Origin of the sequence: Trichocoleus sp. Lan (assembly GCF_039961855.1) — a bacterium.
Classification (GTDB): domain Bacteria; phylum Cyanobacteriota; class Cyanobacteriia; order Cyanobacteriales; family FACHB-T130; genus FACHB-T130.
This window is the reverse complement of record NZ_JAMPKA010000017.1, coordinates 68769-93613: the sequence shown is the minus strand read 5'-3', so window position 1 is coordinate 93613 and position 24845 is coordinate 68769. Positions and strand designations below refer to the sequence as shown.

The 24845-nt window shown below is 49.0% G+C and carries 16 protein-coding genes; 14 read left to right on the top strand and 2 right to left on the bottom strand.

The annotated features are described in order from the left end of the window. Positions 1-378 precede the first annotated feature (378 nt). The 7 genes from NDA03_RS16330 to NDA03_RS16300 all read left to right on the top strand — a co-directional run bounded on the left by NDA03_RS16330 (position 379) and on the right by NDA03_RS16300 (position 13699). Positions 379-3270: a PAS domain-containing protein gene (locus NDA03_RS16330; protein ID WP_348238602.1), complete on the top strand. Its 2892-nt coding sequence runs from the start codon at positions 379-381 to the stop codon at positions 3268-3270. Between the two features lie 60 nt (positions 3271-3330). Further along, positions 3331-3759: a response regulator gene (locus tag NDA03_RS16325; RefSeq protein ID WP_190413616.1), complete on the top strand. Its 429-nt coding sequence runs from the start codon at positions 3331-3333 to the stop codon at positions 3757-3759. 134 nt (positions 3760-3893) lie between these two features. Further along, the gene (locus NDA03_RS16320; protein ID WP_348238626.1) at positions 3894-6590 is read left to right on the top strand and encodes an ATP-binding protein; all 2697 of its coding nucleotides are present in this window, start codon (positions 3894-3896) and stop codon (positions 6588-6590) included. A gap of 277 nt (positions 6591-6867) precedes the next feature. Then, the gene (locus tag NDA03_RS16315) at positions 6868-8532 is read left to right on the top strand and encodes a chemotaxis protein CheB (RefSeq protein ID WP_348238601.1); all 1665 of its coding nucleotides are present in this window, start codon (positions 6868-6870) and stop codon (positions 8530-8532) included. A 461-nt stretch (positions 8533-8993) separates the two neighbouring features. After that, on the top strand, positions 8994-10853 hold the full coding sequence (locus tag NDA03_RS16310) for a CheR family methyltransferase (RefSeq protein WP_348238600.1): 1860 nt from the start codon (positions 8994-8996) through the stop codon (positions 10851-10853). Next, positions 10850-11761 (top strand): PAS domain S-box protein, encoded by a 912-nt coding sequence (locus tag NDA03_RS16305; protein WP_348238599.1) that lies wholly within the window; start codon positions 10850-10852, stop codon positions 11759-11761. The genes NDA03_RS16310 and NDA03_RS16305 overlap by 4 nt, the downstream gene beginning before the upstream one ends. Positions 11762-12340: 579 nt before the next feature. Further along, a complete protein-coding gene (locus NDA03_RS16300; protein ID WP_348238598.1) occupies positions 12341-13699 on the top strand; it encodes an ATP-binding protein in 1359 nt (452 codons plus the stop codon). A gap of 157 nt (positions 13700-13856) precedes the next feature. Here NDA03_RS16300 and NDA03_RS16295 read toward each other — a convergent pair whose 3' ends face one another. Continuing rightward, positions 13857-15137 (bottom strand): sugar ABC transporter substrate-binding protein, encoded by a 1281-nt coding sequence (locus NDA03_RS16295; RefSeq protein ID WP_348238597.1) that lies wholly within the window; start codon positions 15135-15137, stop codon positions 13857-13859. 229 nt (positions 15138-15366) lie between these two features. On the opposite strand from NDA03_RS16295, the gene NDA03_RS16290 reads away from it, so the two are divergent. From NDA03_RS16290 to NDA03_RS16260, 7 genes are all read left to right on the top strand, one after another. Next, complete coding sequence (locus NDA03_RS16290; protein ID WP_190413781.1) at positions 15367-16470, top strand: type IV pilus biogenesis protein PilM; 1104 nt, start codon at positions 15367-15369, stop codon at positions 16468-16470. A gap of 4 nt (positions 16471-16474) precedes the next feature. Further along, a complete protein-coding gene (locus NDA03_RS16285; protein ID WP_190413631.1) occupies positions 16475-17275 on the top strand; it encodes a PilN domain-containing protein in 801 nt (266 codons plus the stop codon). Then, a complete protein-coding gene (locus NDA03_RS16280; RefSeq protein ID WP_348238596.1) occupies positions 17272-18063 on the top strand; it encodes a hypothetical protein in 792 nt (263 codons plus the stop codon). The genes NDA03_RS16285 and NDA03_RS16280 overlap by 4 nt, the downstream gene beginning before the upstream one ends. 78 nt (positions 18064-18141) lie before the next feature. Next, on the top strand, positions 18142-20739 hold the full coding sequence (locus NDA03_RS16275; protein ID WP_348238595.1) for an AMIN domain-containing protein: 2598 nt from the start codon (positions 18142-18144) through the stop codon (positions 20737-20739). 381 nt (positions 20740-21120) lie between these two features. Further along, positions 21121-21402: an HU family DNA-binding protein gene (locus NDA03_RS16270; protein ID WP_190413637.1), complete on the top strand. Its 282-nt coding sequence runs from the start codon at positions 21121-21123 to the stop codon at positions 21400-21402. A 26-nt stretch (positions 21403-21428) separates the two neighbouring features. After that, the gene (cobD, locus tag NDA03_RS16265) at positions 21429-22505 is read left to right on the top strand and encodes a threonine-phosphate decarboxylase CobD (RefSeq protein ID WP_348238594.1); all 1077 of its coding nucleotides are present in this window, start codon (positions 21429-21431) and stop codon (positions 22503-22505) included. 90 nt (positions 22506-22595) lie between these two features. Then, positions 22596-24095: an NAD(P)/FAD-dependent oxidoreductase gene (locus NDA03_RS16260; protein ID WP_348238593.1), complete on the top strand. Its 1500-nt coding sequence runs from the start codon at positions 22596-22598 to the stop codon at positions 24093-24095. 24 nt (positions 24096-24119) lie between these two features. On the opposite strand, the gene thyX is transcribed toward NDA03_RS16260, so the two are convergent. Next, complete coding sequence (thyX, locus tag NDA03_RS16255; protein ID WP_190537078.1) at positions 24120-24842, bottom strand: FAD-dependent thymidylate synthase; 723 nt, start codon at positions 24840-24842, stop codon at positions 24120-24122. Between the last annotated feature and the right edge of the window lie 3 nt (positions 24843-24845).

Below are 24845 nucleotides of genomic sequence, written 5' to 3'. Positions count from 1 at the left end.
TTCGTTAAAACTTAAACTTTTTTTTAAATTCAAGCCTTTAGTAAGGATTCCTTAATCTAGATTCGATAGAGTAACGGTGCAAATTGTAGATGCCGAATCTCTATAATCGTCCCTATGGCTGATGCTACGTCAGGGTTGATTCTACTAAAAAGCAACTACAAAAACTCTGGCGCGAATTAACAAGCCAGGGCTAGGCTAACGCCTCGCTCCGAAGACACGCGATCGCAACTCCAACTCAATTGCGCGGACTTTCTGGAGCGAGTTCTATAATACTGGATGCAATCCGACTGAACACAGCGGAAAACCCTAGGCAATCGATCACCTTCCTAGTGGTTGATGCCTGAGAAAGTGGTTTTATGGCAATTTGTGTTTAAAAGGATGAAACTTTTGCCAGGGGTAGGCTTCCAGGTAATGCGTTACGGTATCGCTCTATTAGCGGTGACACTAGCACTGCTAATTAAACTGATTCTAAACATTCTAACTGGTGGAAAAGAAACTCCTTTTCTAATACTTTTTGCTGCCATATTGGTGGGCATCTGGTACGGTGGCACGAAACTCGGTCTGTGGAGCGCTGTTTTAGCGGCTTTCGCCAATGTAAAAAAGTACCCAGAGGCGGGAAGCCCAAGCGAAAATTCCGTTTTGGAAACGAGGCTGAGTAGTGCTGTTAGCAATTATCCTCAGATGTCTCTAAAAACGCCAGACCGAAGCCGCGATCGCTCCTGGGAGGAAATGCTCAGCGATCGCGGCTTCTTACAGCCAACTCCAACGGCATCGGGAGATGAACTGCACAAACTCAACTTCCATCTAGAAAACTCACCCTTAGCGCTCATCGAGTGGGACAGCAACTTTCGAGTGGCGAGGTGGTCGCGGGAAGCTGAAGCGCTCTTCGGATGGCGAAGCGCCGAAGTAACGGGTAAACATCCTCAGGAATGGCAATTTATCTACGCCGAAGATGTAGCAGTAGTCAATGATGAGATCGGACGGTTGCTCAAAGGCAGCGAAGGGCGCAGCGTGTCCCAAAACCGTAACTATACAAAAGATGGCTCGATTGTCTACTGCGAGTGGTACAACTCCGCTTTGCTAGATGAATCGGGTCGCTTGATGTCAGTGTTATCTTTGGTTCTGGATGTTACCAGTCGGCAGCAAACGCAAGCAGCGCTACATACGAGCGAGGAGCGACTGCGATTGTCCCTGGAGGCAGGACGGATGGGGATCTGGGACTGGAATATCCTTACCGGCGAGCTGACGTGGTCAGAGACTCTAGAACGCATGCACGGTTTACTTCCCGGAACTTTTGCCGGTACGTTTGCCGCCTTCCTAGAAGTAGTGCATCCAGACGATCGGGATTCCTTGAAAAAGGCGATCGCTCAGTCAGTCGAGCAGAAGACTGATTTTGAGCTTGAATTTCGCATCGTTTGGCCTGACAGTAGCATCCACTGGATCTCTGGAAAAGGTCAGGTTTTGTGCGACGAAACCGGCAAGGCAGTACGCACGATTGGGGTGGGTACGGACATCAGCGAAAGCCATCGGCACGCTACGCTACACCAGCGAATTAACGAACAACAGCACTTTTTGGGTGAAGCGACGACCCTCCTGACTAGCTCCCTTGACTATCAAACTACCTTAGAAACCCTGGCTCATCTAGCAGTTCCCCAGCTAGCTGACTGGTGTTCTATCGATATGCTCGACGAAAATCAAACAATTCGCCGACTGGCAGTTGTCCATCAAGACCCATCGAAGGTCGATTGGGCTTACCAATTGCAGGAGCGCTACCCGCCCGATCCCGATGAATCTTATGGTCTCCCCAACGTTTTACGCACGGGTCAGGCGGAGTTATACGCGGAGATTCCCGACTCCCTCCTGGTAGAGGCGGCTCGCGATCCCGAACACCTAGAAATCTTGAGACAGATAGGCTTTACATCGGCAATGGTGGTGCCCCTGGTAGCTCGCGGACGCACCTTGGGGGCAATTACCTTTACCTCAGCCGAGTCGGGTCGTCGCTACGGTCAAGCTGACCTGACCTTTGCCTGCGAACTTGCCCGTCGCGCTGCTTTAGCTGTTGACAACGCGGGTCTGTTTAAAACGCTTCAACAAGAACTCGCAGAGCGTCAGCGAACGGAGGCGGCATTGCGGGAAAGCGAAGAACGCTTCCGCACGATGGCAGATAGTGCCCCCGTCTTGTTATGGGTGGCAGATCGGGATGGGCGGTGTCATTTCTTCAATCAGCGTTGGCTGAGCTTCCGAGGGCGTACCTTGGAGGAAGAACTCGACAAAGGTTGGGCAGAAGGCGTGCATCCAGAGGATTTGCTGCGCTGTTTGGATACTTATCGAGCGGCTTCTCATGTCCGGAAAAATTTCCAAATGGAGTACCGTCTGTTGCGGGCAGATGGGCAGTATCGCTGGGTCTTAGATACCGGAACGCCGCGATTTTTGGCGGATGGCAGTTTTGCGGGTTATATTGGCTCGTGTATTGACATTACTGAGCGAAAATTTGCCGAAGAAGCTTTGCGCGATCGCGCGGCGGAATTAGCCCGTCTGAGTAACATCCTCACCAAAACTAACGCCGCTTTAGAAAAACGCAACGCCGAACTCGACCACTTCGCTTATATTGTTTCCCACGATCTCAAGGCACCTCTAAGAGCGATCGCTAACCTCTCCACTTGGATTGAAGAAGACCTACTCGACTTTCTAAATCCGGAAACCCAGCAGAATATGAATTTACTGCGGGGGCGCGTTCATCGGATGGAAGCTCTAATCAACGGTCTTTTGCAGTATTCTCGTGTGGGGCGGGTCAAGACCTTTGTAGATATTGTAGACGTTGACACCTTACTGGCAGAAGTTATCAACACGCTTGCACCTCCACCCACGTTCTCTATCACCATCCAGCCCGGAATGCCTACCTTCCACACCGAGCGCTTGCCCTTAGAACAAGTGTTTGCAAATCTGCTCAGCAATTGCTTCAAACACCACCCTCGGTTGGATGGAAGCGCGACCATATCAGTACAAGATAAAGAAGCATTCTATGAATTTGCCGTGGCAGATGATGGGTGTGGGATCGCTCCGCAATATCATGAAAAAATTTTTGTCATGTTTCAAACTCTAGAGGCACGAGATAAGGTAGAAAACACCGGCGTGGGACTCGCCATCGTTAAGAAAATCATCGAAAACAAAGGAGGAACCATTCGCCTGGAATCTCAAGTCAATCAAGGGTCAACTTTCTACTTTACCTGGCCCAAACAACCCAGTAGTAACAATTCGCTTTTTGTCTAGATATGGATATCACTAATAAAAAAATGAATAAAAAAATAATAATCAATCGTTTTTTAAATCATGGTAGATAAGATGACAAACCTTTTGCTAGTTGATGACGACGAAGTTGATGTGATGACCGTAAAACGGGCATTCAAAAAAAATAATATTCAAAATCCCTTCTATGTTGCCAATAACGGGCTAGAAGCACTAGCTATGTTGCGGGGGACTGACGATTCAACAAAGGTTCCGCGAGAGCGGCGGCTGGTCTTACTCGACTTGAATATGCCCAAAATGGGTGGAATTGAATTTTTGCGTGAATTGCGGGCAGACCCAGAACTCAAAGCAATTCCAGTGATTGTACTAACGACTTCCAATGAAGATAAAGACAAGGTGGAAGCCTACAATCTCAATGTAGCGGGTTATATTGTCAAACCCGTAACATTTGCTAAATTCGTGGAGGTAGTGGCAACGCTCAATCAATATTGGATGCTTAGTGAAATGCCCTAATTTTGGAGAATGGGTAATGGATTGTAAGAGTGATGAGTGATGAGTGATGAGTGATGAGTTACAAGAGAATTCTTTAATTCAAAACTTAAAATTTAAAACTCAAAGCTTTTTACGAATTCCGTCCTTGAATGGTTATGGAAGAAAAGTTAAAAATCCTGGTAGTCGATGATGATGAAGTAGACCGGATGGCGGTTCGCCGGTCGCTCAAAACGGCTGGCGTGCAAATGGAATTAGTAGAAACCAGCGACTGCCAAGGAGCGATCGCTACTTTACACAGCGACCATTTTGACTGTGTCTTCCTCGACTATCGCTTGCCTGACGGGGATGGACTCACCCTCGTTCAAAATATCCGCTCGTCTGGTTTTAAAATCCCCTTGGTCGTCTTGACGGGTCAGGGAGACGAACAAACTGCCGTCGAACTGATGAAAGCCGGAGCATCCGACTATATTTCTAAAGGCAAAGTTTCTCCAGAAAGTCTCTCTCGCAGCCTGCACAATGCGCTTCGCCTCTATCGAGCGGAAAGACAGGCATCAGAAGCCAACCAATTACTCAAAGAAAGCGAAGAACGCTATCGGTTTGTTCTAGAGGGATCGAACGACGGAATTTGGGACTGGGATATCACCACCAACACAGTTTATTGGAATGACCGCTGTTTTGAAATCAGCGGCTTGTCCCGTGAGGAATTTGTCGGCAATTACCAGGCATTGTGCCAACTTTTGCATCCAGAAGATCGATACCGCATCGTCCAGAGCATCCGCGATCACCTGGAGCATCAAGTTGAATGTAATGTGGAATTTAAGCTGTTGCACGCTTCTGGGCATTATCGTTACTGCATTGCCAGAGGCAAAGCCCAGCGAGATGGGAACGGCAAGCCTTTCCGGATGTCTGGAATTATTAGCGATATTACAGAGCGCAAGCGGGCATTAGAAAACCAGCGATTTCTGGCAGAAGCGAGTGCTGTCCTTTCAGCTTCTCTAGATTACAAAACAACCCTGGAGAATCTGGCTCAATTGGCAGTACCCCACTTAGCCGACGTGTGCATAGTAGATATTCTGGCAGCCGACGGCTCAATTCATCGGATGGGGACGGCTTATGCAAACCCCTCTCCAGAGAAGTTGGTGCAAGAGGTGCTGCATCTGTTCCCTCCCGACCCGGATGGAGAACACCCCGCAAGCATTGTATTACGCACGGGCAAACCAAAATTTGCCGTTGAAATTGACGACGAAATGCTCGTAGCTGCGACCCGCAATGCCGAACATCTGCAAATCGTTCGGGAGCTGGGCTTTCAGTCTTACATGGTGGTGCCTCTGTTGGTGCGCGATCGCACGTTGGGGGCAATTTCCTTGGTGTCCACTCAAGAGAAACGCCGCTACGATGCGATGGACTTGGCTCTGGCAGAGGAACTTGCCCGTCGTGCTGCCTTATCGGTCGAAAATGGAAAATTATACCGGGAAGCGCAAGCGGCGACTGAGAACTTACGCAAGGCGATCATTATTCTGGGCGAACAACAGCAACAACTCCGGACACTCCAGCAGCTGACAAATTTACTAAACCAGCGCCTGAGTGACTTACCCGGTTTGTTACGGGTGATGGTTCAAGCGGTTTGCGATGCGATCGCGGGTGCCCAGTTTTGCTTTATCATGCTGCAAAACCCCCAGTGCAATCGCCTGGTCTTAACGGTGACGGCGGGAATCGGTACGGAAAAATTGCGCCTGGAAGATGGTTTTAGTTCGGGGGAAGGATTGCTTTCTCAGGTATTTTTGACTGGGATTTCTCAGCTTATCGAAGGGGAACAAGCCGCTTTCCTCCACTCGACATCCGACACCGTAAAGCCCTCAGAGTTGCCAGCTTCACTTTATGTGGTGGCGATTGAGTCCGCGCAAGCGGGACGGTTGGGCGTGCTGGCAATCGGTAATTGGGAAAATTCTCATGCGTTTGACGAAGAAGACCGATATCTGCTGGCGGCGGTGGGAGAACAAGCCGCGATCGCGATTAATAATGCCCGTCTGATCAATGCTTTAGAAGAACGAGAGGAACGCTTAGCTTTACAAAACGAAATCCTGGCTCAGCAAAACAAAGAACTCGAAAATCTTTCCACGCAAATTCAACTTCAGAATCTGCAATTGATGGAAGCAGCACGGTTGAAATCGCAGTTTCTCGCCACCATGTCCCACGAACTGCGGACGCCAATGAATGCTGTGATCGGCTTTTCTCAACTGCTGTTGCGCCAGCGGCAAAATCAGCTTAGCCCGCAACAATTGGACATGGTGGATCGCATCCTCAGCAATGGGAAACACCTGCTAACGCTGATTAATGACATCCTTGACCTCTCAAAAATTGAAGCCGGAAGATTGGAACTCAAACTGGAAGAATTTAATCTGCCAGTGCTAGTGAGAACAACCGCAGAAGAATTGCGATCGCTTGCTTCAGAAAAGCATTTGGATCTGCAAGTCGAGGCAAATTTACAAAACCCTCAGATATTGAATGATAGCGCTCGGCTGCGGCAGATTTTGGTAAATCTTCTCTCCAATGCGATTAAATTCACTGACACCGGAAGTGTGTGCATCAAAGTACAAGAAATTTCCCCGGATCAAGTGTTACTTAGCGTTCAAGATACCGGAATTGGAATTGCTGAGGAAAACTTAAAGCATATTTTTGAAGAATTTCGGCAAGTCGATCAGTCCCTCGCCAAAAAATATCCGGGTACGGGTTTAGGGCTTGCCATCACTCACTCATTAGTGCAATTAATGCATGGAAAAATATCAGTGGAAAGTCATTTAGGTCACGGATCTACCTTCAATGTAAAATTTCCCCGCCGAGTCAGTATTTAGCTTGTTTTCATCGAATCAGTTGTGTCGAGGCAGTTCTCAATCAAGGGTGCCCTACACCCTCACAATTCAAATAGAATTGCTCTACACTCAGTAAGCGCTTTCATGCTGAGGATTGATGACGAGTGACAGATGTTAGCCTAAAGTAACCAATACAGGATCTCGAAGCGTCTGCGGCGATGATTCAGCTACTTGCTACTTGTTCGATTGAAAAGAGTTTTGAGAATTCGGTCTTCGCTTGATTGGGTAATTTAATTCATCCGCTGCATTGAGAAAATAAATGTCTGGTCACGATATTATCGTCCTCGGTGCCTCTGCCGGCGGGGTAGAAGCGCTGACTCAACTGGTCAAGGCTTTGCCGCCGGATTTGCCAGCTGCAATCTTTGTCGTCATACACTTCCCTGCCCACAGCACCAGCGCCATGCCAAGTATCCTGAATCGCTGCGGCTGTTTGAAAGCATCTCATCCCAAGGACGGCGAGGCGATTCAACATGGGCGGATTTATGTGGCACCCCCAAATTACCATTTATTAGTTAAACGCGGATACATCCACCTGGCTCGTGGTCCTAAGGAGAACGGTCACAGACCCGCCATCGATCCCCTATTTCGCACGGCAGCCCAGTTCTATGGACGGCGAGTGGTGGGTGTGGTGCTATCGGGCAATCTTGACGACGGGACGGCGGGACTCGCAGCGGTGAAGCAGCGAGGCGGTGTCGCAGTGGTTCAAGATCCCAACGACGCCTTGTTTCCCGGAATGCCCCGTAGCGCTATCGAGAACGTAGAAGTCGATTATATTTTGCCTTTGTCAGCGATCGCTCCTACCCTGGTAAGCTTGGCTCAAGAGTCAGTGGCAGCCGAGGAAAAAGAGCCTGTAACTGATGAGATGGAAATGGAATCCGAGAGCGCAGAATTAGATATGGCTTCCATATACAAAGATGACAGACCCGGAACGCCCTCCGGCTTCGGCTGTCCAGATTGCGGGGGTGCCCTGTGGGAACTGCACGACGGTCAGTTGCTTCGGTTCCGCTGCCGCACGGGTCACGCCTATTCCGGCGAGACTCTGCTGGCAGAGCAATCTGAGGCACTAGAGACGGCACTGTGGAATGCGTTTAGGGCACTAGAAGAACGTGCCGCTTTGTCCCGTCGGATGCATCAAGGGGCACGCGATCGCAACCAAACTCGGTCAGCCAAACGCTTTGAAGAACAGGCGCACGAAGCTCAGCACAACGCTACCATCATCCGGCAACTGCTTTTAAATGGCAATGGGGACAAAGAGAAAGATACCCAGACAGACCCGGAAAATGGGAAGCAGGTAGAAAAGGAGAATTGGAGAAAAGCAGGATCGAACCCAGAAACCGAAGAAAATTCTCACCCTTTGATTACCTTTCCCATCGTGGCAGTGGCAGCGTCTGCCGGTGGGATAAAAGCCATCACCGAGTTGATTTCTGGCTTGCCAAAAGACTTTCCGGCAGCGATCGCCATCGTCCAGCACCTAGACCCCAAACACCCCAGCCTACTCGCAGAAATCCTGAATCGTCGCACGTCTCTACCCGTCAAGCAGGCAGAACCAAGAGAGCAAATGCGTCCGGGGACAATCTATATCGCGCCGCCGAATCATCACCTGCTGATCGACCCAGACGCTACTCTCTACCTCACCCAGACGAAACTGGTGCATTTTGTCCGTCCCTCCGCTGACCTACTCTTTGAATCAGTCGCGGCGAGTTTTAAAGAACGAGCGATCGCGGTTGTCCTCACCGGGACGGGTAAGGATGGTGCAACCGGCATCAGAGCGATTAAACAAATGGGCGGAATCGCGATCGCGCAAGATCGGGAATCTTCGCAGTGTTTTGGGATGCCGGGAGCCGCAATTGAAACTGGAGCAGTCGATTGGATACTCCCCTTAAATGAAATTGCTGCTACTTTGGTGAATCTGGTAAATAGCTAATTGCAAATGGCAAATTGTTGTCACTAAATCCAATCATTTATAGATAAAATTGGCTAATAAAAATAGGGCAAAAAGCTAGCGATTTACCACGAATCGCTAATCAAACTGTGAGCAATCAATGTAACTTTGTTGAAGACTGGGAATCGGAAATCCTCAGTAGTCATTAAGTCCTCAGCTTGCTGCGATTGACAACTAACCTTTCTACCACTCCCAAAGCGTGATATCTAATTACGCTAATATACTTAATTGATGTTGTGTAAAAAAATATTCGATTAAGCGAGTAGCTATTATAGTCATTTTCGATCGGGTAAGATATACAGAGAAAACCTAAGCGCTAACCCTCTTCCCAACGCGGTTGTGGGCGGTCAATTCAAAGCCTCTCTCAGATTCTTCTAGAGCAATGGAAGCGAGGTCAAAACCGTATTGCACTTATGGAAAACTGGTATAACTAACAACTACTTATGGATCGCTCAATCCTCAACCCTGAATTTGAAGCGCTGCTAGAGTATCTTAAAGGCAGCCGTGGCTTTGATTTTACTGGCTACAAACGTTCCTCTCTGATGCGTCGCGTCCTGAAAAGGATGCAGATAGTAGGACTGGAAAGCTACAACGATTATATGGATTACCTAGAAGTATATCCAGAAGAATTTATTCACCTGTTTAACACGTTGTTGATTAATGTAACTGCCTTCTTCCGCGATCGCTCAGCCTGGGATTACATTATTGAAGAAATCGTTCCCACCATTGCCGCCCGCAAACAAATCAACGAACCGATCCGCATCTGGAGTGCTGGCTGTGCCTCTGGAGAAGAAGCTTATACTATCGCGATGGCGTTCGCTGAAGCGCTGGGAGTGGAACAGTTCAAAGAACGGGTGAAAATTTATGCCACCGAGTTAGACGAGGAAGCCCTCAATCTAGCCCGCCAAGCGACCTATTCAGCGAAGGATGTCGCGGATCTGGCTCCGGAAATGGTAGAGAAGTACTTCGAGGAATGCGCTCGCGGCTATAACTTTCGCAAGGCTCTGCGTCGCTCGGTGATTTTTGGGCGTCACAACTTGACGATTGATGCTCCCATCTCCCGCATTGACTTACTGGTGTGTCGCAACACTTTGATGTATTTCAATGCCGAAACTCAATCTAAAATCCTCTCCCGCTTTCACTTTGCCCTGAATGACAGTGGCTTTATCTTTTTAGGGAAGGCGGAGATGTTGCTCAGCCACAGCCACACTTTCACACCTGTGGATTTGAAGCGGCGTATCTTTACCAAAGCCCATAAAATAGGAATACGCGAACGGTTGTTGCTTATGGCTCAGTCTGGCAGCGAGGAGGCAGTGAACAATCTAGCCACTCATGTCCGCATTCGGGAAGTCGCCTTCGACAGCAGCCCGACATCCCAGATAGTGATAGATGTCAATGGCTTTTTAGTGCTGGTGAACGAACGTGCTAGGGCAATGTTTCCCTTGAGTCCGAAGGATCTGGGTCGCCCCTTGCAAGATTTAGAAATTTCTTATCGTCCCCTGGAATTACGCTCTTGTATCGATCAAGCCTATGCGGAGCGCCGACAGATTACTGTCAGGGATGTGCCGTGGCAAACTCCGAAAGGCGAAACGATTACTCTAGACGTGCTGGTGGTACCGCTCGTAGAGGTATCCAACAATCTTTTAGGCGTCAGTATTTCCTTCATTGATGTCAGCCGCTACAAACAGCTACAGGACGATTTGCAACAATCCAACCAAGAACTGGAAATGGCTTATGAGGAACTCCAGTCTACGAATGAAGAGTTGGAAACGACGAACGAGGAACTCCAATCCTCTAACGAAGAGTTAGAGACGACAAATGAGGAACTCCAATCCTCTAACGAAGAGCTAGAAACCATGAACGAAGAGCTACAATCCACGAATGAGGAATTGCAGGCTCTTAACGATGAAATGCACCGCCGCAGCGAAGAACTCAACGACGCAAACGCCTTTTTAGAGTCGATTTTAGGCACTCTTCGGGGCGGCATCGTCGTAGTCGGGCGAGATATGCATATCCAGCGTTGGGATCGCAAAGCTGAGGAGTTGTGGGGACTGGGAAGCGATGAAATCCAAGGACAACACTTTCTAAATTTAGATATTGGCTTGCCAGTAGAGCAACTCAAACAGCCGATTCGCAACTGTCTAGCTGGGGAGAACGATTTACAAGAAATTATCCTCAATGCCACTAACCGACGCGGCAAGGCAATTGAGTGTAAAGTCTCTTGTAAACCTTTGTTAGGGAAGGAGGGAGAGATTCGAGAAGTGCTTTTATTCATGGAGGAGCAAGAAGGAGTTCCTGAATGAATGAGGACAAATTTTCCCAGCAGATAATCCTTCTACAACAACACTTGGTAATCCTGCACAAATATTTATTAGCCATTGATTCATCGCCCCTACAGGCATTAATCTTGCAGCAAATCGTGTTGGCGACGGCAGCGTTTGAGGACTTTTGCTTCGTCTTGGAAGACTTGCTGGTGGCGCACGAGGAGCTATCTCAATCCAACGAGCGTTTGGCAGCGATGGAGAGCGATCGCCAAGACATGAACCAATCTCGACAGTTCCAGGTGCAATACTCTAAACAGAGGCTACAACTTCTCAATGAGCAACTGCGAGCGACTGTCGAAGCATTAGCCAAGAGCGATCGCGCCTTAGAAAATAAAAACCACGACTGGCTTGTCGTCAACGAACACCTGCAAAGCGCGATCGCCCAAATTAAGACCACTGCTGATAGCTTAGAGGCGCGTAACGAAGATTTACAAATAAAATCAGAACAATTAGATACAAGTAACGAAGAGCTACGCCTAATAACAGAAAAACTGCGGCTGTCCAGCAACCAGGTTAACCAAGCCAACGCCTTTCTCAAATCTATTTTTACCAGCCTACCGGGCGGCATTGCCGTATTAAACCAACAACTGAACATCCAAATCTGGAATCCTCAAGCTGAAGATTTGTGGGGACTACGAAGCGATGAAGTCCAGGGACAGCCCTTTCTAAATTTAAAGATTGGCTTGCCGGTAGAGCAACTCAGACAGCCGATTCAAAGCTGTTTAACCGGATTGGAATACCACGAAGAAACGCTAGATGCTATCAACCGGCGTGGGAGGACAATTCAGTGTAAAGTCACCTGTATGCCTCTATTTATTTTAAAAAAAGATATTCAGGGAGTGATTGTGTTAATGCAAGAATTGCACAGCGCTATGCCAATACTATAAAAATCTCAAAGCTACAGTCTGTATTGAAATATCTTTTCTAAGTATGTGTAAAAAATCAACCCTACTGGTATAAAATTAACCGCTTTCCGAACCTCGATCCGACAAGATAAAAAAAGTTAAAGTTACCCGCTTTCTCCCCAAAAGAAGCTAAGATATTTGATCTTTGTTCTTCTTCTAACCAGGCAACACTTACCGTGAAGTGGGCAGAAGGCTGGGGGATCGGGTTTGTTTGGTTTCGAGAAGGAACGGAAAGGTATGTGGATAAAGCTCTGGTTACGGCTTATGGATTTCACCTAACTTATCAGCCTTAAAGAGGATTTACATATAAATTTCTTACAGTTAACTCAAAGTATGTACATAGTGTCTTTACTAAGATTTTGCACACTTTGTGTGTTACGGGAATTTATTCATTAAAGTTAAGTTCAACGGCACTTGCTGCCAAAAGCTAAAAACTTTGTGTGATTTGTCTAGTTGCTTAGGGCGCTTACAGCTAATCTGATTTCCAAATTGCTCAAAAAGCAAAATGGGTGATTCAAGAGCTTAACAAAAGTTTAAAAAAAGATAGTAATCAAGAATTTCATGACTTTTCACCTAAAAGGAGAGCGGTTTACCGAGAAAATAGAGACGGCACGCCAACGCGCCGCGGCGTTACAGCAGCGTGTCACCGAATCGCCTCAGCAACAGCCAGAGCTGCTAGCGGGATCGCTGGAAGAATTAAAAACCGCTTTGGAAGAATTACACGTAGCCGAAGAAGAACTGCGCCAGCAGAATGAGGAGTTGTTAGGGGCGAGGGGAGCATTGGAATCGGAACGCCAGCGCTACCTAGACCTATTCGAGTTTGCTCCAGACGGCTACCTGGTAACAGATGCGGCTGGAACGATTCGGGAAGCCAACCGCGCCGCCGCTGAGCTTCTCGGTATCTTGCCCACTTACCTAGTGGGCAAACCGCTAATCATATTTGTGCCTGAAGAAGCTCGTCGAGCCTTTCGTTCCCAACTGACTCAGGTGCCAAAATTAGGCTTAGTTCAGGAGTGGGAGGTGGGACTAAAATCGCGTCAAGGCAAACTCTTTAATGCTGCGCTGACTGTCACCAGCGTCCCAGATAAGCAAGGTAAAGGGTCTTCCCTGCGCTGGATGCTACGTGATATCACCGCCCGCAAGCAAGCGGAGGACAAAATTCGCTATTATCATTTGCAAAATTTGCGCCTTCAAGAAGAAGTCCGGCTGAAGTCGCAGTTTTTGGCGCTGATGTCCCACGAACTGCGGACTCCGATGAATGCGATTCTAGGCTTTTCGCAATTGTTGATGCGCCAAGCTCAGCATCAGCTGGGTCAAAACCAAATACATATGCTGGAGCGCATTTTTAATAGTGGCAAACACCTACTCAAACTGATTGAGGATATTCTGGACTTCTCTAAGCTAGAGGCGGGAAAGCTGGAATTAAATTTGGAAGAATTTGACTTAGTCGAGCTAGTCTCGCAAACGGTGGAAGAACTCCAGAGCTTGGCTCAGCAGAAGCATTTGGAAGTGCATATTCACGTTAGTCTTCATAATCCTTGTGTTGTGAATGACAGTAATCGCGTGCGGCAGGTGTTGGTTAATCTTCTTTCCAATGCGATTAAGTTTACCGATTCGGGTAGCATTACTGTGGATGCTTGCGAACCGACACCCGACCAAATTGCGATCGCTGTCAAAGATACGGGCATTGGGATCGAGGAGTCGGAAATTCAGCAAATTTTTCAAGAATTTCGACAACTCAGTCAAAGCCTGACGCGCACTCATGGGGGTACGGGTTTAGGGCTTGCCATTACTGACCGATTAGTTCGCATGATGGATGGGAAAATACAGGTGGAAAGTCAGCCGGGAGAGGGTTCAACTTTCCGCCTAGAGTTGCCCCGTGAAGTCACATCAAGCTCTAATACTGCTGTAATCGTGTGATAACTCCCCATCTAGAGAAAAAAGTGCCTCTCCAAACCTCTCCCCAAACCCCTCTCCGTTTCGGAGAGGGGTTTTGAATATTTCTCTTGAATATTGCTCCCCTTCCCGATTCCAGGAAGGGGTTGGGAGTTAGGTCTGGCAGCTTTAGCGTGAATCCCTAGCGTTGATTCCACGCTAAAGCTGCATCTCCAACTGCTTTGTCTACCGTCTTTTCCCCTAACATTGCTGCTTGCAAATTCTCATAAATTGCCTTCTGCAACTTGTTGAGATCCTTCATCGCCGGGACTAAAACCTCTGCCGATGTCAATTGGCTGGCACTAATGACGCGAGCTTGTTCTACTGGCGACACCTTCGGATTACTGGCTATCTGGCTTTGGTACTCTTGCACTGCCTGAACTGTAGACGGCAACACGTTCGCCGCCTTAGCAAAAGCCAGCTGATTTTGATCGTTGGTGACAAATAAAGCAAATTTGAGGGCGTCATCCGGATTTGGAGTGTCGCGGGGAATCACCAGATTCATCACCGCTACATTCTTTTTACCCGTTTCGCCGGTAATCTGGGGTGCCGCAGCGGAGACTTGCGCGATCGCTGGGGCGTTCTTCTCAATCGTCGCCATAAACTCTGCGCCCGTTGCTAGCAGCGCCGTCTCACCTGCTTGGTACAGTTCAACTGCACGTCGATGCCCTTGTGTCAATACCTCCTGGGGCAACAGCTTCTTCTGGTAAAGGTCTACCCAATACTGAAACGCCGCTTTCCCGGCGGGTGTATTAAAAGCCGCCTCTCCATTGGCATCCACCAATTGAACCCCCATCTGCACCATCGATTCCAGCACCTCAGCCGAATCTTCTGGAACTAGGGTTGCAAAAAACGCATACTTGCCGGTTTTTTCCTTAATTTGTTGAGCAACTTGTGCCAGTTCGGCATAAGTCGCCGGAGGTTTGCTTACCCCAGCGGCTTTAAACAAATCCTGGTTGTAAATCGTCACCCGCGTCGTTAAATACCAGGGAAGTCCAAAACTTTGGTCGCCGAGCGTGCTAGCCTTCCATATATTAGGTAGATATTGCTGACGCACCGCCTGGGGAACTTTAGTATCTAAATTCAACCAAGCATTGCGCGACGCCAACTGAGAGGCAAAGTCCGGATTGAGGTTCGCGACATCGGGTGCTGTTTTTGCCGAAACCGCCGTCAGGATTTTGCTTTCCATCGCACTCCAGGGTACATCTACCCAGCGGACTTTGACGCCGGTATTTTCGGCTTCAAAGTTGGCAATCAGTTTGTTGAAATACTCAGTAAACTGCGGTTGCAGCTGCATCGTCCAGAACTCAATTTCCCCTTTTCCGGATGGGGCAGATCCAGGGCTACAGCTGATAACCCAGCTGAAAATGAACCCCAATAGGGTACAGATGCCCAATCGTCTCCAGGTTTTCCTACGGATCATGTAAATTGCAATTCCACTTTCAGCGCTAGCAGTAACCCAGCTAGCAGTAACTCATCCTACCTGATGAGGTATATCTAATGGTACGGAATCTATCAGGGTGTATTTTTGTCTCTACCGATGTGTTTGTCAGCTAGATTGGGTACCATGAATCTGTCTCTATTTCCCTATACGCAATCTCTCTTACCTAACTAAACTTTCTATGGCTGCTCCCCTCAGCAAACCTAAAGATATGTTCACCCGATTTAAAGGATTATTATCGAAACGTACCAAAGGAATTGGTATAGAAATTGCCCCTGAACGAATTAATATTGCTCAACTACGCAAGCAGGGACAAGGATTCAAATTAACAATGCTGTCCTCGAAAGAAGTTCCGGAAGGGGTTTTTCAAGAAGGCAAGATTATCGATGCCCCAGCTTTAGCAGAACTGATTAAGGAAGCGATCGCTGAAAGTAAGATAAAAGTCCAGAACGTCGCCACTGCCGTATCGGGTCGCGAAGCCGTGGTGCGCGTTATCCCAGTACCTGCGGAACTTGATGACAAAGAGTTGCGGGAAATGGTGTTGGATCACGAAGCCGGTCTCTACTTGCCTTTTCCACGGGAAGAAGCAGATGTAGACTACCAGAAGCTGGGATTTTTCACCGATGAGGATGGAATTGAGAAGGTGCAGGTGCTGCTAGTTGCCACCCGCAAGGATGTGACAGATACCTATATCGAAACCTTCCGCGAAGCTGGATTAAAAATCGATGTGTTAGAGATTAGCAGTTTTTCTCTGATTCGGACGATTCGAGAGCAGTTGCGGCAATTTGGTCCTCAAGAAGCTGCCGTTTTGGTAGATATTGAGTTCGACAGCACCGAGATTGCCATCATCGTAGATGGGGTGCCACAATTCTCGCGCACCGTGCCGATTGGGACGTATCAACTACAGAGTGCCCTCAATCGGGCGATGAATTTACCGACATCGAGAAACACTGAAATCCTGCAAGGGATGACAATTCCCAACACTCCCGTCGATAATGTCCGCACAGGTGCAACAGGGATCAATCCCGGTATGGCAGCTTTGGTTAGAGTATTGGGAGAGCTTGCCGACGAACTGCGTCGTTCTATCGATTTTTATCTAAATCAGAGCGAAAATTTAGAAGTGGCGCAGCTGCTACTCGCTGGGCCAGGAGGAGGAATTGGACAACTGGATGAATTCTTCACGCAACGGTTGAGCTTGCCAACGACACAAGTAGACCCAGTTGCGGCCCTTTCCTTGGAGGTGATAGAGGAAATTTCACCAGTGCAAAGACCGGGATTGGGAGTGGTATTGGGATTAGGACTACGAGAGGTTTAAAGCGATGTATAGCCTAGATATTAATTTTCTTAAGGATCGCCCGGACATCATCCGCCGCGATGTCCCCGGTGCCAAAGCTCCCTCTGGGAATAAAAACATGACGCCGCTGTTGGCGGGATTGGCAGTCGGTCTGCTGTTGCCAGCAGGAGTTGGGGCGTTGTGGTTGTTGCTGCAAAACCAAACCGAACAATTGACCGCCAAAAAAGCTCAATTGGAACAGCGGCTCAATGAAGGCAAAGCCAAAGAGCAGCAAATTCAAGCAATCAACAACGAAACTCAGGCAGTGAAAGGAGAAACGCAGGCACTCGCCAGCGTGTTCAATCAATTAGCTCCTTGGTCAGCGATTTTGCAGGATATCCGCGATCGCGTCCCACCCGGTCTACAAATTACCAGCATTGAGCAAACCGCTCCAGATCCAGCCACCGCCGCCGCAGCCCCTAGCCCCACTGCTGCCGCTGCCCCTCCGAGTTCTAACGTGTCAATCAAAGGGTACGCTCGCTCCTTTGATGAAGTGAACGACTTTTTGCTAACGCTACAGCGATCTAAGTTATTCGATAGCGAAGATACCCAAATTGTGGCGGCTGAGTTGAAAGACAATCAAACTCAGGTGCAACAGCCCCAGGATCAAGGAAATTCCAACGCTAGAGTAGAAATTAAATTGCCAAAAGTGGTGGAATACACCATTAAAACGAGCCTGAGCGATGCCCCGGCTTCCCAGTTACTTAGAGAGTGGGAGCGCAAAGGTGCAGTGGGATTAGCGACTCGGCTTAGAAACCTTCAGAACACAGGAGCGCTGCAAAAATGACGGTAAGTCAAGACTTTATACCATCCGATGAAGGCCAAGATGAAGCTGCCTATCCCAGTGCCTTTGGTATTACTTTCACGCCAACAGTTAGCGGTGCCTTGCTGGCAGTGTTGGGTTTAGCAGGAGCAGCTTATTTGGTCGCTAACCTGTTGTTGCCTGCGTGGACTTCTTATCAACAACTGCAAACTGATGTAGAAAACACCGAGCAGCAAATTCAACAACAGGCACAACTCCAGCAAAAAATTGATGCGGCGAAAGTAAACCTAAACAAGGCAAAACAGCAAAGAGCTGCTGTCCTTTCCATGTTTGGTAGCTCCAGAACCCTGGATACCTTAATGCTAGATATCAATCGTTTTGTTAAGGCAAGACAGGGTAAATTGACCAAGTATGAGCCAAGAAGAAACGATGCCGCTGGTGCCAGCAGTAGTGACATTATTACTGATGGGTCTTTGGGGCCGGAAGTCAATGGTAAGCTCAAACGTAAGGTATACAATGTAAGCTTTGAAGGCGACTACGGACAAACCCAATCCATTCTGAGAAGTCTAGAGCGACTCCAGCAACTGCTAGTAGTAAAAGACTTGAAATCAGATTTAAAGGACGCGGCGACCAGTCAGAAAATTACGGTAAACCGGCAGGGTCAAATTGTCCCCAGTGGCAAACCAAAAGAGCGAACCTTGATTAACACCTCTTTTAAGTTAGAGGTGCTGCTGCCATTATCGGAGCAGGAAGCGAAAGAGGCGGCGGCAGCAGCAGCGGCAGCAGCAGCGGCAGCTCAACCACCCCAGTAGGAGACAGCAAGTAGGTGTCGAGAATTCGACCTGAAAGCTGTTCAGGTGCAAAAATTGCTTTTGTGTGAGGAGGAAACGGTGAAACAGCTATCAATATTGGGTGGAATCTTGCTCGGTTCAGCACTGGTTCTACCCGGAACACAACGGGTCTTAGCAGCTGCCACGCAAGTAACCGCTGTGCAACTCAATCCCACGGATAATGGTGTTGAAGTGATGCTAAAGACATCTGAGGGCGATCGCTCCGGCAAGGACACTGTCCTACGCCCTCAGATGTTCACACTCAGCCGTGGCAATGAGTTAACGGCAGATGTGCTGAATGCCCGACTGAGCTTACCTGAGGGAGACAGCTTCCGTCAGGAAAATCCGGCTCCTGGCATTCAGTCAATCGTCGTGAGCCAGCGGGAGGACAATAGCGTCCGAGTAACGGTCAGCACTGCTAACAGCAAACCGACCGGGCAGATTAGCCAGAACAAGGAAGGGGGAATCACCTTAAACGTTAACTCTGTTGCACCGCCGACACTCTCCTCCCAAGCACCTGTTAATTCTTCTCCTACTGCACCTGCTCCAACGGCACAGACGCCACCGACTCCAACCCGACTCGCTCAAACGCCAGTTCCGGGCGGTCTATTCCCCCAAACGGCACCCGGTCAAATCCCTCAGGTTCCAGCACCCAGTGGCATAACCCCCGCTCCCGGTCTACCTGAGGTTCAGCCTCAACCAGTCATCAACCCGCCAAACCCAGATGTTCTGGTGCCAAACCCGCGCATTACCATTGACGGAGTTCCGGCTCCAGCGGCGGGGACAGTGCAACCCGTCAGTCCGGCACCGCCTTTCTTGCCGAGAGCGATCGCGCCCCCAGTCGGCGATATTACTACCTCCAACACCAATGCTGCCCCCGCTGTCATCGATCTCGGTACAGCTGAGCGCGTACCCCGCTTAGTGTTGCGGGATGCTCCCGTCCGAGAAGTTTTAGGGCTGCTTGCCCGTTCTGCGGGTCTCAACCTTGCCTTTACGGGAGGCGCGGCAGCAGGCGGGACTCCGGGGCAACCAGCAGCCGCTCCTGGCCCAGGTGGTGCTACCGAGGGGGGACCTACGATTTCCCTGGATATCGAAAATGAGCCAGTTCAAGATGTCTTCAACTACGTCCTTCAGCTGAGCGGCTTAGAAGCCAACCGAGTTGGACGAACAATTTTTGTGGGTGCCAGACTGCCCGACGATGCTCGAAATATCATCACGCGCAGCCTGCGACTCAATCAAGTCCCTGTCACGGCAGCGGCAAACTTCTTGACGACCCAAGGGGCAGAGACGCAAATCCCTACAGAGCAAATTCAAATTCAGACCATTGGAGAGGGAGCCGCCGCTCGAACCGTAGAAATCAGAACGCCAAGCATTTTAGCACTGAGAGCTACTGAGGGAAATGCCCCTTTACTACTCAAAGGGTTAGCAGTATCAGCCGACGAGCGACTCAATGCCATCACCCTGGTTGGTTCTCCTCGCAAAGTTGAAATTGCGACAAACCTCTTGACCCAGTTAGATGCCCGTCGTCGCCAGGTGGCAGTGAATGTCAAGGTCGTTGATGTCAACCTATTGAACACCAAGGACTTTAACACTAGCTTCTCCTTCGGGATCGGGGATAGCTTCTTCAGTGTTGACCAGGGAGCAGCAGCCTTTAATTACGGCGGTGTCAGACCCCCGACAAACCAGCAGGTGAATACGAGTCAGGTTAGCCCCCCTGTCATCCCGAATCCCTTTAGCGGAGCCAATGTTTTCCTTGACCCAAACAATCCCATCAGCGTACCGGGAACTGTACCAGGTACCATCATAGTGGGTCCGAATGGTGTTACAAGGGCACAAAATTCAGGAGCTGGGCTTTTTCCTAGACCTGTTGTGAATTTAAATAATCCGCTACAGGGTGGTTTCGTAACCATTACTCCAGCTACAGACAATATCATTACTCAAACCGTTGACCCCGCTACTGGAAGGGTAACATCCACTGCAACAGCGGGAACCGTTGGGACGGTTACGGCAGCTCTCCCTTCCCTATTGCAGTTCCCCAGCCGGTTCTTATCCTCATTGCGGGCGCAGATTCAAAGTGGCAACGCCAAGATTTTGACTGACCCGACTCTGGTTGTCCAGGAAGGACAGTCGGCTACCGTCAACTTGACTCAAGAGGTTGTGGGTAATATTCGGCGGGAAACGGAAACAACTGAAAATACGACGAATACAACCGTCACCGCAGAAATTAAACAGGCAGGTTTAATCCTCAATATCAGAGTCGAGCGGATTGACGATAATGGTTTCGTCACTTTAGCGGTAAATCCCACCGTAACTGCAATTGGGGGTCAGCAAAATATAGTCGTTGGTGATGATGTTAACCAAATCGCTTTGCTGACAGTGCGTAACCTGAACTCTGGACAACTTCGCCTGCGAGATGGTCAGACGCTGATTCTGTCGGGGATTATTCAAGATTCAGAGCGAACGACCGTATCCAAAGTGCCAATTTTGGGCGATATTCCGCTTCTAGGTGCCTTGTTTAGAAGTACCAACAAGGTCAATCAACGGCAAGAGGTAATCGTGTTGCTGACGCCTCAGATTATTGATGACTCGTCCCGTTCCGCGTTTGGCTACAGCTACACCCCAGGACAAAATGCGCGTCAGATATTGGAGCGTAAGTAAGGGAAGGGGCGTAAGTAACAAGTAGCGATCGCTTGAGCCTTGAAGAGACAAAACACAACTTCCCCCTGTTCGACTTCCGACAGGGGGCTTATTTGTGCCCTAGACGGAGTTTTTGCCTAGGAAACTAGGTTGTGCAACTCTTAAAAAGTGCCCGTTGCCGAAAAATTAATCAAAAAACTCTTCAAATCTACATAACTTAAAGCTTTCGACGATCCATATCCAGCACGCAGACTTTAGAATAATGCAGTGAAACTTCGAGACAGCGAGAGTTTCAGCTTTTTTGAGGCTAAATTGCCCTCAAAGGCTCGTGTCTAAAGCCCCGATTGGGACTTTAGAGCTAGTCATAATCACGCCCGTACAAACCATTTGGAGTGACTAAACATGAATAAAGGTGAATTGGTTGATGCAGTGGCAGACAAGGCTTCTGTCACTAAGAAGCAAGCAGATGCTGTTTTGACGGCTGCCTTGGAAGCTATCATGGAAGCTGTTTCTTCTGGCGATAAGGTGACTTTGGTGGGATTCGGCTCTTTTGAATCGCGGGAACGCAAAGCCCGCGAGGGTCGCAACCCTAAAACTGGGGACAAAATGGAAATCCCCGCAACGAAGGTTCCTGCATTTTCTGCGGGTAAGTTGTTTAAAGAAAAAGTTGCGCCCGAAGATTAACCACTCATCCAAAGCGGCAATCATCCTTGACTCGGCCTGTTCACGGGGGTAACTTAGCCTGGGCAGCTGCACTGGCAGGCTGTTCCCCCGACCTCATTGTTGATTTTTCTGCCAGTATTAACCCGTTGGGGCCTCCCCAGTCGGCACTCGCGGCGATTGGGGCACATCTAGAGCGCTTACGTGCCTATCCTGACCCAGATTATGCCGAGTTGCGGGTGTCTCTGGGTCAGCTGCACCAACTCCCGCCAGACTGGATTCTGCCTGGGAACGGCTCGGCAGAATTACTAACCTGGGCAAGTTGGGATTTATCAGAACTGACGGGAACGTGTCTGGTGACACCAGCATTTGGCGATTACTGGCGGGCACTCCGGACGTTTAGCGCCAACGTACATGAGTGCCCGCTTCCCGATTTTCGAGCTTCGATTTTGGATTTAGAATTCCCAATCCAAAATCCAAAATCCAAAATCCAAAATCCCACTGGTCTACTGGTGAATAACCCGCACAATCCCACGGGTCAGATGTTTTTCAGAGAGACTCTGATCCCTTATCTGGAGAAATTTGCGCTGGTGGTGATGGATGAAGCCTTTATGGATTTTCTGCCGCCTTCCCAGCAGCAAAGCCTCATTCCAGTGGTGCAAGACTACCCAAATTTGGTGATTCTGCGATCGCTCACTAAGTTCTACAGTCTGCCAGGGCTGCGCTTAGGTTATGCGATCGCTCACCCAGACCGCCTGCGGCGCTGGCAACAGTGGCGAGATCCTTGGCCTGTCAACACCTTAGCCGCAGCCGCTGGTGTCGCTGTGGTACAGGATACACAATTTCAACAGCAAACTTGGGATTGGTTGGAACCGGCAAAGTCCCACCTGTTCCAAGGTTTGGCGCAAATACCGGGATTGCAACCGCTACCGGGTGCTGCTAACTTTTTGCTGGTTGAGTCAGAACAACCCAGTTCGCAAGTACAGGAAAAACTCCTCAAGCAGAGTAAAATTCTGATCCGTGACTGCTTGAGCTTTCCAGAATTGGGCGATCGCTATTTCCGAGTCGCCGTGCGTTCCGAAGTTGATAACCAGCGCCTAATCGACGGTCTAGCAGCAATTTTGTAATGGCTAATCGCTAATGGCTAATTGTTCATTTTTCCGATTAGCCATTAGCAATCAACACATTAGCAATTAACAACTGACAAAGAACAAATCATGGCAGTTGAGTACGACTTAGTCGTAATAGGCGGCACGGAGGCAGGGCGTCATGCCGCAATTGCGGCTGCCAACCTGCAAGCCCGCGTCGCCTTAGTCGAACCCCAGCCGCCTCCTGAGGGACGCTGGCAATCGTCCTTACAGTTAGGGTCTCTCTATACCAAAGCTTTGACTCAGGTTAGGCGAGTGATTCACCCGCAAAGTGACTTCAATCGATTCGGTATTCCCTGGGATCTGGCTGATTCTACAGAACAGCAACCCGTTCCAGGGGTGCGATTGACTGAGGCAATCCAGTGGGCGGATGGCGTCGTCTCCACCTTAGAAGAACAACATTCCCCAGCGATTTTGGCTTCTTTGGGTGTTGATGTCATTGTTGGGGAAGGTGAATTTTGCCGTAAACCTTACCTCGCTTTTGTCGTCAATGGACGGAGATTGCGATCGCGTGCCTACCTGATTGCCACGGGTTCTCGTCCGGGGATTGCAGCAATTGACGGACTCGAAGCTACTGGCTATCGGACGCCGATAGATATTTGGCAGCAATCCCCCGAACAGATAGCTGTAGACGCATCTCCTCGCCTCTGCTGGGTGGTCATTGGCGGTGGCGCATCTGGCACCGAACTGGCACAGACTTTATCTCGATTGGGCGCTGATGTCACCCTAGTGGTACGCAGTTCCCACATTCTGCCGAAAGAAGACCCAGAGGCGGCGAGAGTGGTGCAAGCACAGCTAGACATTGAGGGTGTCCGCGTCCTGACTCAAACAGAGGTGACGCAAGTTAAACGAATTGATGGTAAAAAGTGGGTTCTCGCTGGCAACAAAGCGATTGAAGCCGATGAAATTGTGCTATGTACTCGACCGCAACCGAATGTCACCTCTTTAAACTTGGAAGGTGTTGGCGTCAAGATGAATCGCCGTGGCATGGAGTTGAACGAGAAACTGCAAACAACGAACCCCCGGATTTACGCTTGTGGTGACGTTGCTGGGGGTTATCAAGCTGCCCACATTTCCCGGTACGAAGCCTGCATCGCCCTCAAAAATGCTTTGTTTGCGCCTATTTTCAAAGTAGACTATCGCGGCATTCCGACAGGCGTTTTTTCTGAACCGATGCTGGCGCGGGTTGGTTTAACCGAGGCGCAAGCGAGACGCCAGTACGGTAAAGATGTCTTAGTGTTGCGACAATATTTCAAGGCAGTGGCAGCAGCCCAGATATTAGGGGAAATCACGGGATTTTGTAAAATTCTGGTGCGTCGCAATGGAGAAATTCTAGGCGCAACGCTAGTGGGGATGGAAGCGGGTGAGTTAATGGGAGCGATCGCGCTGGCTATGCGGCAGAAAATCAAAGTGGATGCTCTGTGCCAACTGCCTGCCATTTCTCCCACCTTATCAGAAATTATTCAACAAACTGCTAACGAGTGGCACCGACAACGACTTCAGAAAAATACCCGCCTGGAAGACCTCTTAGAAGGCTTTTTTAACTTCAGGCGGTCATGGTCTTCATAACCATATAAAGTTTATTTTGGCAAGCTATGGAGCTAATTTTGCCTTTTTTGCTCGGTTTTCCAAATACCATTGAGCGATCGCAGGTGTCCATTGTTCAAAATGAACCCAGAGCAACTCGCAAAACTTTTGCGCCTCTAATTGGGCATCTTTTTTCCATCTCAAGTCTAAAAGATGCATGAGCGATCGCACATTACAACTCAGCACAAAATGCTGTCTGGCATCAAAAGGAATAATTCCTCTGGCGTGTTCTTCTGAAAGTCCTTCATCTATGCGTTTTTTATAATGTTTGCAGGCGTCTTCGCACCATTGCAAATCAGCCTGACGTTGTTCCTCGGAATACAAATAGCGTTTCCCTTGACGGTTCGTATAGTTACCAACCGGACGTAAATAGAAAGCTTCTTCTATATCTAATTTCCCCTCTACAACATCAACAATTCTCTGTCCGGTATAACGGAAGGATTGTACATCAAAGCTCACGCCCACGCGATGAGTGCGGAGTTGCTGCATCATTGAATGCGGGAAATAACCCACATTAACAGTAATTTGAGGATGTTCTAGAGGGCCGTAATGTCCGCGATCGCCTGATAATAAATGTTTAATAATCAGTTCGCCGCTCCGCTCCTCATCAGGCCAGCGATCGCAACTATTCCAAACCAACTCTTCGGAGTAATCTTGATGCATTGCTGCCCAAATAACTTGTTGGGGATTTGGCGTGGCAGCAACTACCTCAACACGAAAGTATTTCACCTG